Annotated in this window: 8 protein-coding genes; 3 read left to right on the top strand and 5 right to left on the bottom strand. The window is 72.6% G+C overall.

The window, feature by feature from the left end:
- Positions 1-58: 58 nt before the first annotated feature.
- Positions 59-979 (top strand): DUF3068 domain-containing protein, encoded by a 921-nt coding sequence (locus OCU29_RS15020; RefSeq protein ID WP_261820549.1) that lies wholly within the window; start codon positions 59-61, stop codon positions 977-979.
- 55 nt (positions 980-1034) lie between these two features.
- On the opposite strand, the gene OCU29_RS15015 is transcribed toward OCU29_RS15020, so the two are convergent.
- Together OCU29_RS15015 and OCU29_RS15010 are read right to left on the bottom strand one after the other, a co-directional pair.
- Entirely contained in the window at positions 1035-1895 is an 861-nt protein-coding gene (locus OCU29_RS15015; protein ID WP_306799029.1) for a class I SAM-dependent methyltransferase, read from the bottom strand.
- A complete protein-coding gene (locus OCU29_RS15010) occupies positions 1892-2578 on the bottom strand; it encodes a hypothetical protein (RefSeq protein ID WP_261820548.1) in 687 nt (228 codons plus the stop codon). Before OCU29_RS15010 ends, OCU29_RS15015 begins: the two co-directional genes overlap by 4 nt.
- Positions 2579-2636: 58 nt before the next feature.
- Between OCU29_RS15010 and OCU29_RS15005 the strand changes: the two genes are divergently transcribed.
- Positions 2637-3596 (top strand): phosphotransferase family protein, encoded by a 960-nt coding sequence (locus OCU29_RS15005; RefSeq protein ID WP_261820547.1) that lies wholly within the window; start codon positions 2637-2639, stop codon positions 3594-3596.
- Between the two features lie 54 nt (positions 3597-3650).
- Here the strand turns inward: OCU29_RS15005 and OCU29_RS15000 are convergent, their stop codons facing one another.
- The gene (locus OCU29_RS15000; RefSeq protein WP_261820546.1) at positions 3651-6263 is read right to left on the bottom strand and encodes a hypothetical protein; all 2613 of its coding nucleotides are present in this window, start codon (positions 6261-6263) and stop codon (positions 3651-3653) included.
- 371 nt (positions 6264-6634) lie between these two features.
- Between OCU29_RS15000 and rpsA the strand changes: the two genes are divergently transcribed.
- On the top strand, positions 6635-8125 hold the full coding sequence (gene rpsA / locus OCU29_RS14995; RefSeq protein WP_179616817.1) for a 30S ribosomal protein S1: 1491 nt from the start codon (positions 6635-6637) through the stop codon (positions 8123-8125).
- A gap of 98 nt (positions 8126-8223) precedes the next feature.
- Here rpsA and OCU29_RS14990 read toward each other — a convergent pair whose 3' ends face one another.
- Together OCU29_RS14990 and OCU29_RS14985 are read right to left on the bottom strand one after the other, a co-directional pair.
- Positions 8224-9831 carry an SLC13 family permease gene (locus OCU29_RS14990; RefSeq protein WP_261820545.1) on the bottom strand — a complete coding sequence of 536 codons (1608 nt, stop codon included), beginning with the start codon at positions 9829-9831 and terminating at the stop codon, positions 8224-8226.
- Between the two features lie 54 nt (positions 9832-9885).
- Positions 9886-11160 (bottom strand): class I adenylate-forming enzyme family protein, encoded by a 1275-nt coding sequence (locus OCU29_RS14985; RefSeq protein WP_261820544.1) that lies wholly within the window; start codon positions 11158-11160, stop codon positions 9886-9888.
- Positions 11161-11163 lie beyond the last annotated feature (3 nt).

The following is an 11163-nucleotide window of genomic DNA, read 5'->3' as shown; positions in this document are numbered from 1 at the left end:
AAAGGGCTACTCGGCAGTATCGTGCTCCCGACACATCGTTCTCTGGGGAGGGAAATTCGTGCGCAAGATTCTAGGACCGGTCCTGCTGGGACTCGGCGGCTTTCTGTTGATCGCCGGCCTGCTGGGCCTCTTCTGGGCGCCCGGCGTCGTGGAGAAGACCCCGGAGCAGGTCGAGACCATCACCATGCTCGAGGGCCAGGCAGGCAAGCTGGACACCTCCACCGGGGAGCTGGTCGAGAACCCGATCTTCGCCATCAGCGACACCCGCACCGACACCGACCTGTCCGACGACCAGACCGTCGCCTGGCTCTCCACGTCCTGCGTGATGATCGACCGCGGCGGCGAGCGGGTCTGCGACGAGGACTCCGAGGACCTGATCACGGCCTCGGTCGACATCTTCGCCACCGACCGGGTCACCGCCCTGGCCGACAACGAGAGCCTCGACCTGCCGGCCGACGCCCTGCCCCACGAGGGCCTGGTCAACAAGTGGCCCTTCGGTGCCGAGCAGAAGACCTACCCCTACTGGGACGGCACCGTCGGCAGTGCCGTCGACGCGGCCTTCGACCGCACCGAGGACGTCGGCGGCATCGAGACCTACGTCTACCGCGTCGAGATCGACGAGGCGCCGATCGAGATCGCCGAGGGCGTGCCCGGCACCTACACCAGCGTCAAGGAGATCTTCGTCGAGCCGCAGACCGGCGCGATCCTCAACCAGACCGACGACCAGCAGCGCTACCTGGCCGACGGCACCCCGGCCCTGGACCTGCAGATCGCCTTCACCGACGACCAGGTGGCCCAGGGCGTCGACGACAACGGCGGCGACCGGCTGCTGCTCGACGCGCTGACCGTCTACCTGCCGATCATCGGGCTCGGCGGCGGCGCGCTCGCGATCCTCGCCGGCGTCCTGCTGATGCGCGGCGGCCGTCAGGCCCCTGCCGGTCACAGCCGCAAGCAGGAGCTCGCCGGCGCCGCACGCTGATCCGACAGCACCCGCGCCACCCGCACCACCCGACCTGGTCGTCGGCCCGCGCTGCTCAGCGCAGGTCGGCGACCAGGATCGCTGTTCCAGGGGTGTAGCGACCCCGCACGCCCGACCAGCCGCCCCACACCCGCTCGTGCTGCTCGGGCCACTCCGGCTCCAGGAGCCGGGTCAGGGCGAAGCCCGCGCCCGACAGCAGGCCCACCCAGTCGCCCAGCGTGCGGTGGTGCTCGACGTAGGACACCTCGCCGGAGGCGTCGTCCACCTCGACGTACGGCGTGCGGTCCCAGTAGGACTGCGAGGCCACCAGGCCCGCCTCGCCGGGGTCGTCGGGGAACATCCACCGCGTCGGGTGGGTGATCGAGAAGGCGAAGCGACCGCCGGGGCGCAGCACGCGCGCCGCCTCGTCGACGGCCACGCCGATGTCGGCCACGAACTGCAGCGCGCCGAACGAGCTGAAGACCACGTCGAACGAGGCGTCGCGGAAGGGCAGCGCGGTCGCGGTCGCCAGGACCGAGGGGACCGCGACGTCGGTGGCGACGTCGATGCGGCGCGAGTGCTGCAGCTGGCGGTGCGACAGGTCGAGGCCGAAGGAGCGTCCACCCGCCGCCCGCACCCAGCGCGAGCACTGCCCGGCGCCGGAGCCGACCTCGAGCACGTCGCGCCCGTGCAGGTCGCCGAGCACCCCGGCCTCGGCCTCGGTCAGCCCCTCGGGGCCCCAGACGAACCCGACGTCACCGAGGAACTCGCCGTGCGTGGCCTGGTAGTCGTCGGCGTAGCGGTCCCAGTCGGGTCCGTTGGCGCGGCGCGACTCCTGCTCGGTCACGGCGCGGCGCTCGGCGCGCACCGGTGCCTGCGGCGGGTGGTCGCGGGAGTCGGGGGAGACCGGGGGGCGTCCCGGGGCCGGGGTCGTCACGGGCCCAGCGGGGTGGGCTTGCGCCGCGACATCGGCAACCGCCCGGCCAGGTCGCCCAGCGGACCCACCGCACGGCCCAGCGCGTCGGCGGAGGAAGAGAGGGTCGGCACCACCGCGGCCAGCTCGGCCAGCCGCGGCTGGATGGCCTCGAGGGTGGCGCCGAGCTGCACCAGCTGGTCGAGCGTGCCGCCCTCGTCGAGGAGCTTCTCGATGAAGGAGTCGTCGGTGAGCAGCCGGTCGGCCAGGCCGCCCGGTCGCAGCACCCGGTCGAGGACGCCGTCGGCGGCCACGACCCGCTCCAGGGCGCCGTCCTCGGCGAGCAGCCGGTCCAGCGCCCCGCCGGGGGCCAGCAGCCGGTCGACGGGGCCGCCCTCAGCGAGCAGCGCGTCGACGACCCCGTCGCGCTGGAGCATCCGGCCCAGCGGGCGGTCGGGGGCGACCAGCTCGTTGACGGCACCGGCCAGGCGCATCGGCCCCTGCTCGTCGGTGAGCAGGTCGGTCAGCTGCTCGGCGTAGCCGCGCTCACCGATCACCCGCAGCAGCAGGTCGGCGTACCCGCCCGGGCGGCGCAGCGGCCCCTCCGGCGACGCGAGGACGCCCAGGGCGAGGGTGGTGCGGGTGGCGGCGACCCCGACACGCCATGGCAGCAGCGCGGCGTCGAGGAGGACGGAGGGCAGTGGCATGGGGCAACGGTACGGTCCCCGGCGCCCGCTGGGGCGTCGACGTGGCAGCATCCACGGCGTGGACCACCCCGACTCTCCCGGCGACCCGGCCTTCGCCTCGCTGCGACCCCTCGAGGGCGGCTGGTCGGGGGAGACGTTCGTGGCCGAGGCGGGCGGCGAGCGCACCGTCGTGCGCATCTACTCGGGGCGCCGCGGACCCGACGCCCCCGCGATCGACGCGGCGGTGCTGGCGCACGCGGCCGGTGTGGTCCCGGGGGTGCCCCCGGTGCTCGAGGTCCGGCGCGCCGACCCCGACCAGGGCCTGCCCGGGCTGCTGGTGACCGGGTTCCTGCCCGGCGAGCGGGGCGACCTGGTGCTGCCCCGGCTCGACGACGCCGGCGCGGCGTCCGCGGGCGAGGCGCTGGGTCGGGTGCTCGTCGCCCTGGCCGGCGCCGTGCTGCCGCGCGGGGGCGCGTTCGTCGACGCCGCGCTCACCATCGGCCCGCACCCGGCGCCGTACGACGTCGACGGCCTCGTCGAGCTCGTCGAGGTGCTGGTGGCGGCCCCGGGGTCGTGGCTGCCGGCGCTCGGGGCCGCGGGCCTCGACCGCCTGGCCGGGCTCGCCCGGGAGGCGCAGGACCTGCTCGACGGGGTGCCGCAGCACTGCCTGGTGCACAGCGACCTCAACCCCAAGAACCTGCTGCTGCGCGTGCCCGACGAGCAGGACGCCCCGGTCGAGGTGACCGGCGTCCTCGACTGGGAGTTCGCGCACGCGGGGAACCCCTTCACCGACCTGGGCAACCTGCTGCGCTTCGAGCGGCGCCCCGCGTTCCACGACGCGGTGGTGACGACGTACGCCGCCCTGCGCGGGGTCGAGGCCGACCGGGCGCTCGAGCTGGCCCGGGCCGCCGACCTGGCGGCCCTGGTCGAGCTGGCCTCCCGGGCAGGGCAGAACCCGGTCAGCGACCGTGCCGCGGCGCAGCTGGGCGCGGTGGTCGCGAGCGGCGACCTGGACGCCCAAACGGGCACGTGGCGCTGAGCGCCACGTGCCCGTCCCGCCCCGCCATGGTGCGGTCTGGAAGGGGGACCGGTGTCAGCCGGTCACCCCTCGCGCGGCAGTGCCGCGCGGGTAGTTGGGCGTGCTCCCGGGGTCGAGGGGGTCGCTGCCGGCAGCGACCTCCTTGCCGTCGTTGGCGCCGCCGCCGTCGGTGTCCTTGTCACAGGGGTTGGTCTTGTACTTCTTGATCTCGCGCTTGTCGGTCAGGCCGTCCTTGTCGGTGTCCTTCTTGCGCGGGTTGGTGGGGCACTTGTCGTAGCGCTTGTTGGCCAGGCCCTTGATCTCGCGACGGTCGTTGAGACCGTCCTTGTCGGTGTCGGCCTTGTGCGGCTTGGTCTTGAACCGCTTGACCTCGCGCCCGTCGTTGAGGCCGTCGCCGTCGGTGTCCTTCTTCAGCGGGTCGGCCTTGGTCTCGAAGACCTCGAAGCCGTCCTTGAGCCCGTCGTCGTCGGTGTCGGGGTCGAGCGGGTCGGTGGAGAAGGCGTTGACCTCGTCGCCGTCGTCGAGCTGGTCGCCGTCGGTGTCGGCGTCGAGCGGGTCGGTGCTGTGCTCGTCGACCTCCTCGCCGTCGAGCAGCTTGTCGCCGTCGGTGTCGGGGTTGGTCGGGTCGGTGCCGAGCAGGAGCTCCTCGGCGTCGGTCAGACCGTCCTGGTCGGTGTCGAGCTCCCCGCCGCTGCCGGTGTCGTCGTCCCCGGCGTCGTTGGGGTCGGTGCCGGCGGCGACCTCGTCACCGTCGTTGACGCCACCGTCGTCGCTGTCGGGGTCTGTGGGGTCGGTGGGCTCGTTGCCGAAGGCACCGTTCTCCGAACCGGTGACCTCCTCACCGTTGGTGAGCCCGTCGGCGTCGGCGTCCTCGTCGAAGTCGGAGGTGCCGTCGCCGTCGGTGTCGGGGTCGTTGGGGTCGGTGCCGGTCTCGTTGATCTCCTGGCCGTCGGTGAGCCCGTCGTCGTCGGAGTCGGCGTCGTCAGGATCGGTGGGCTCGTTGCCGTAGCCGTCGTTCTCCGAGCCGCTGGTCTCCTCGCCGTTGGTGAGGCCGTCGCCGTCGGCGTCGCCGTCGGGGTCGGAGGTGTCGTCACCGGCGTCGTTGGGGTCGGTGGCCGGGTCGGCCCCCGTCTCCTCGCCGTCGCTCGAGCCGCCGTCGTCGGTGTCGGCGTCGTTGGGGTCGGTGGGCTCGTTGCCGAAGGCGTCGTTCTCCGAGCCGCTGGTCTCCTGGCCGTCGGTGAGCCCGTCGTCGTCGCTGTCGGCGTCGGCGGGGTCGGTCGGCTCGTCGCCGAACGCACCGTTCTCGGAACCGGTGACCTCCTCACCGTTGCTGAGCCCGTCTGCGTCGGCGTCTTCGTCGAAGTCGTTGGTGCCGTCGCCGTCGGTGTCGGGGTCGTTGGGGTCGGTGCCGGTCTGGTCGACCTCCTGGCCGTCGGTGAGGCCGTCGTCGTCGCTGTCGGCGTCGGTGGGGTCGGTGGGCTCGTTGCCGTAGCCGTCGTTCTCCGAGCCGGTGACCTCCTCCAGGTTGGTCAGGCCGTCGGCGTCGGCGTCCTCGTCGCCGTCGCGGGTCCCGTCACCGTCGGTGTCGGGGTTGCCGGGGTCGGTGCCGATGACCTCCTCGACGTCGTCGGTCAGGCCGTCGCCGTCGGAGTCGGGCGCGGTGCCGCAGGTGACGCCGCCGGCAGGGGCGGTGACCTGGGCGGCCATCGGGAAGAGGTCGATCTCGGCGACGTCGATGAGGCCGCCCAGGGTCACCTTGAGGTGCAGCGCGGTGGCCTCCGCGACGACCTTGGTGGCCGTCTTCTCGCTCACGACGAGCTCGCCGGCCGAGAGCTCGAGGAGCATGCCGGCCTCGGGGGGCAGGCTGGCGGAGCCGTCGGCGAGGTCGACGACCTCGCCGCCGATCGCGACCAGCGGGGCGGTGTACACCGCCTTCGTGCCCGCGGCCGTGCCGTCGCTCTCGACGACCAGCTCGGGGGCGGTGAGCACCTCGACGACCTGCTGGCCGCCGATCGAGAGGTCGACGGTGCTGCCCTTGACGCGGCCGACCACGGTGCGCCCGCCATCGGGGCGGCCGTTGGCGACCAGCTTGGTCGACTGCGAGGTGGCGGCCACGCCGGGCAGCTGCACCAGACCGAGGAGGTCGACGTCGGCGGTGGAGACCGTCGAGGTGGTCAGGGGCACGGTGCCGGGCAGGCACAGCCCGCTGTCGAGGAAGCGGGCGTGGGCGGAGGCGTTGGAGACGCCGACGCCCAGGGGGCCGAGCAGGTCCGGGGGGATCAGCGAGTCGGTGGTGGGCGCGTCGTTGGAGGGCGGCGCCTCCTGGTGGGCGTCGGCCAGCACCGCGTCGAGCTGACCGAGCGGCAGCGCCGTGAGCAGCGAGCCGTCGATGTTGCGCGCATCGGCCACGGCGCGCGGCGCGGTGGCCCCGACCGTGCCGGTGACCTGGGCGACGCCGGCGTCGACGGCCGAGATGCCGGCCAGCGGCACCGAGAGTGCCGTGACGCGGGCGACTTCGCCGGTCGCCGAGGAGGTCGCGCTCACGGGGACGGGCAGCGGGTCGGCCTGGGCCGCGGGCACCGCGACCAGGGAGTAGAGGGCGGCGGTCGACAGGCCGACGCCGAGGGTCAGTGGACGGCGAAGCCGCGTCCGGGGGGAGGACGTCATGGGGGGGATCTCCTGGGAAGGTGGCGGGGCCAGCCGCAGCAGGAGGAGGCCGGTGGGGGATGGGGGGACCCAGAACGGCTGCGGCGTCTGGGGGCGCACCGGGCGTTCTCGTGGAGGACCGGCGCGACCTCGTCGTCCCGGGACCGTACCCGGAGGTACCGTCGGTATGCAGAGGACTCCTTAGTGGTCTGGACCAGCGGTGTGCGTCCTGGTTGGACGCTCGGACAGCGCCCGGCGTAGTCTGTTAGAGCGCCTGGAGTCTGCCTGCGTCCCATACGGAGCGGACCGGGCTCACCGCTGTCCGGCGGTGGACGAGGACTCCTGGCGCACGTCCGCACGATTCCTGACCACGTGAAGGTTCCACTTCCCTTATGACGAGCACCATCTCCACTCTTCCTGACTACGACGCGCCGCAGATCGCGATCAACGACATCGGGTCGGAAGAGGACTTCCTCGCGGCTATCGACGCGACCATCAAGTACTTCAACGACGGCGACATCGTCGACGGCACCATCGTCAAGGTGGACCGCGACGAGGTCCTGCTCGACATCGGCTACAAGACCGAGGGCGTCATCCCCTCGCGCGAGCTGTCGATCAAGCACGACGTCGACCCCAACGAGGTCGTCGCCGTCGGCGACAAGGTCGAGGCCCTCGTCCTCCAGAAGGAGGACAAGGAAGGCCGGCTGATCCTGTCCAAGAAGCGCGCCCAGTACGAGCGCGCCTGGGGCACCATCGAGCAGGTCAAGGAGGAGGACGGCGTCGTCGAGGGCACCGTCATCGAGGTCGTCAAGGGCGGCCTCATCCTTGACATCGGCCTGCGCGGCTTCCTGCCCGCCTCGCTGGTGGAGATGCGTCGCGTCCGCGACCTGCAGCCCTACGTCGGTCAGACCCTCGAGGCCAAGATCATCGAGCTCGACAAGAACCGCAACAACGTGGTCCTGTCGCGCCGTGCCTGGCTCGAGCAGACCCAGTCCGAGGTTCGCCACGGCTTCCTCACCCAGCTGCAGAAGGGCCAGATCCGCAAGGGTGTCGTGTCCTCGATCGTCAACTTCGGTGCCTTCGTGGACCTCGGTGGCGTCGACGGCCTCGTGCACGTCTCGGAGCTGTCCTGGAAGCACATCGACCACCCCTCCGAGGTCGTGGCCGTGGGCGACGAGGTCACCGTCGAGGTCCTCGACGTCGACATGGACCGCGAGCGGGTCTCGCTGTCGCTCAAGGCGACGCAGGAGGACCCCTGGCAGCACTTCGCCCGCACCCACCAGATCGGTCAGATCGTGCCCGGCAAGGTCACCAAGCTGGTGCCCTTCGGCTCGTTCGTCCGCGTCGAGGAGGGCATCGAGGGCCTGGTGCACATCTCCGAGCTGGCCGAGCGCCACGTGGAGATCCCCGAGCAGGTCGTCCAGGTCAACGACGACGTCATGGTCAAGATCATCGACATCGACCTCGAGCGTCGCCGCATCTCGCTGTCGCTGAAGCAGGCCAACGAGACCGCTGCCGCCTCGGACGTCGAGGAGTTCGACCCGACGCTCTACGGCATGACCGCCACGTACGACGAGCAGGGCAACTACGTCTACCCCGAGGGCTTCGACCCCGAGACCGGCGAGTGGCTCGAGGGCTTCGACGAGCAGCGTGGTGTCTGGGAGGAGCAGTACGCCAAGGCGCACGCTCGCTGGGAGGCCCACGTCAAGCAGCAGGCCGAGGCCAAGGTGGCCGAGGTCGAGGCCGGCGAGGCCACCTCGTACTCCAGCGGTGGCCACGACGAGGTCGAGGGCGACGAGTCCGCCGACACCGGCTCCGGCTCGCTGGCTTCCGACGAGGCGCTGCAGGCGCTGCGCGAGAAGCTCACCGGCGGCGGCAACTGATCTGCTGATCACCAGCAGGTCGGCGTCACGCTGACACAGCACCACGAGGGCCCGGTCACCGTCAGGTGGCCGGGCCCTCGTGCGTCTGCGGGGTGCGGCTACAGCACCAGGTCGAGCGCGAACGGGCCGATCGCCACGGTGAACAGCGTGATCAGCACGACGCCGAGCACGTTGAGCACCGCGCCACCGCGGGCCATGTCGGCGATCCGCACCGCGCCGGTGCCGAAGACGATGGCATTGGGCGGCGTGCCCACCGGCAGCATGAAGGCGCAGGTGGCGGCGAGCGCGGCGGGGATCAGCAGGGTCACGGGGTCGACACCCAGGCCGGCGGCCACGCCGCCGAGCACCGGGATGAAGGTCGCGGCGGTGGCGGTGTTGCTGGTGACCTCGGTCAGCAGCAGCACCAGCGACACCACCGCGGCCAGCAGCAGCACGATCGGCAGTGCGCCCAGGGCGCCGACCTGCTCGCCGAACCAGGCGTCCAGCCCGGTCGCGGCGACGGCACCGGCCAGGCTCAGGCCGCCGCCGAAGAGCAGCAGCACGCCCCAGGGCAGGCCCTTCTCGGCGTCGTGCCACTCCAGCGTCATCCGGCCCCGGTCGTCGCCGGGGATGAGGAACATGACCAGGCCGGCGGTGATCGCGATGGCCGTGTCGTCGAAGCCGTCGAGCCAGGGCGCCCGCTCGCCGAGGTCGCCGATGCTGGCCAGCACGCCCGGCACCACCCAGAGGAAGGCGGCGCTCGCGAAGACGGCCAGCACCACCTTCTCGCCCCGGCTGGCCGGGCCGAGGTCGGCGATCTGGGAGTCGATGAGCTCGCGACCGCCGGGGATGGAGTCGAGGCGGAAGCGGAAGATCACCCGGGTGACGAGCAGCCAGGCGATCGCCAGGAAGACCACGACGAGGGGCAGGCCGAGCATCATCCACTCGGCGAAGCCGATGTCGCGGCCGAGCTCGCTGGAGAGGTAGCCGGCCACGATCGCGTTGGGCGGCGAGCCGAGCAGGGTGCCGAGCCCGCCGATGGAGGCGGCCCATGCGACCGAGAGCAGCAGGGCCACGCCGAAGAGCCGCACGTCGGGGTCCTCGATGACCTCGCGCATGGTCTCGCGCCCGCCGAGACGTTCGGTCAGCTCGGCCTCGTCGGTGCGCTGGTCGCTGCCGGAGCTGTTCTCGACGACCAGGGCGAGCACCGAGAGCGCGATCGGCAGCATCATCAGCGTGGTCGCGGTGTTGGAGACCCACATCGAGAGGAACGCGGTGGCGATCATCATCCCGAGGACGATCCGGCGGGGGTGGGTGCCGACCCGGCGCAGCGTGAGCAGCGCGATGCGCCGGTGCAGGTCCCACTTCTGCATGGCGATGGCGATCAGGAAGCCGCCGAGGAAGAGGAAGACGATGGGGTCGGCGTACGGCGCCGTCGCGTCGGGTACGGCCAGGTCGTCGGTGAGCGCCGGCAGCAGCGCGATCGGCAGCAGCGCCGTGGCCGCCAGCGGGATGGCCTCGGTCATCCACCAGGTCGCCATCAGCGCCCCCACGGCGGCGACCACGCGACCGTCCTGCGAGAGCTCGGCGCTGCCGAGGGCGACGTAGACCGCTGCGGCGAGGACGACCCCCAGCACCCGCACCCCCCAGGTGTGCTGGGCCGATCGACTCGGACCGGCTGCGTCGGGGTCCTTGCGGGTCGAGGTGTCCTGGTCGGTGCTGCTCATGGTGCCTCCCGAGAGTGGTCAGCCCACCTCACACCCGGGTAAAGGGCCGCAGGCTCACCCCTGGTGGTGAGGCGCCAGCGCGTCGCGCCGGACCTTGCCGGTGGCGGTGCGCGGCAGGTCGGGCACTGTCGCCCAGGTCTTGGGCCGCTTGGGCGGGGCCAGCCGTTCACGGGCCCAGGCGTCGAGCTCGTCGGGGGTGGCGGTGCCGACGACGGCGGCGCAGACGCGGTGCCCCCAGTCGGCGTCGGGGACGCCGTACACCGCGACGTCCTCGACGGCGGGGTGCTCGCGCAGGGCGTGCTCGACCTCGAGGGGGTAGACGTTGACCCCGCCGGTGATGATCAGGTCGGTGCGCCGGCCGTCGAGGTAGAGGTAGCCGTCGGCGTCCATCCGCCCGACGTCACCGACGCTGAACGCGGGTCCGGCGGCTCCCTCGCGCCAGGCGGCGGCGGTCTTGTCGGGCGCACCCAGGTACTCGAACCGGGCATGGGGCGGCACGGTGCACCAGATGGTCCCGTCGTCGTCGAGGTGCAGGGTGCGGCCGGGCCGGGCCCGGCCGACGGTGCCGCGGCGCCCGAGCCACTCCTCGCTGCGACAGGCGGTGAACTGGCCCTCGGTGGAGCCGTAGAACTCCCAGGTGCTGCCGGGCGGGAAGGTCTCGAGCAGGCGCTGCTTGGTCGCGACGGGGCAGGGGGCGCCGGCGTGCGCGACCAGGCGGAAGTTGCTCAGGTCGGGGGTGCCGGCCTGGTCCCAGTGCGCGAAGAGGCGTTGGAGGTGGGTGGGCACGCAGAAGGTCGTGGTCGGCCGTTCGGTGCGGATCGTGTCGGTGACCGTCGCCGGGTCGAAGGGGCCGGGCAGCACCACCCGGCCACCGGCGAGCACCGTCCCCATCGCGAAGCGCAGGGGAGCGGAGTGGTAGAGCGGGCTGAGGACCATGTGCACGTCGTCGGGGCGGAAGCCCCACAGGTCGCGCTCCTCCTCGACCAGCGCTGCGGCGTCGGCGGGGGAGAGCAGCCCGCTGCTGACGCCCTTGGGTGTGCCGGTGGTGCCGCTGGTCACGTGCACCGGCCGCGCCCGGGGGCGCCAGCTGCTCATCGGTCCCTCGGGGCGCACCTGGTCGAGCAGCGCGACCAGGTCGTCCTCGTCGTCCACGACCAGCGTGGGCTCGAGTCCGGCCAGGATCCGCTCACGCTCGTACGACGTCAGCCGCGGGTCGAGCGGCACCGGCAGCACCCCGCGGGCCAGCAGCGCCATCACCGACTCGAGCAGCAGCATCGAGCCGGGCACCAGCAGGGCGACGCGGGAGCCCTCGGGCAGGGGGGTGGGCATGCG

It is taken from the genome of Nocardioides sp. OK12 (assembly GCF_024341885.1).
Classification (GTDB): Bacteria; Actinomycetota; Actinomycetes; order Propionibacteriales; family Nocardioidaceae; genus Nocardioides; species Nocardioides marinisabuli.
The sequence above is the reverse complement of the archived record's forward strand: the minus strand, read 5'-3'. Positions and strand labels throughout refer to the sequence as shown.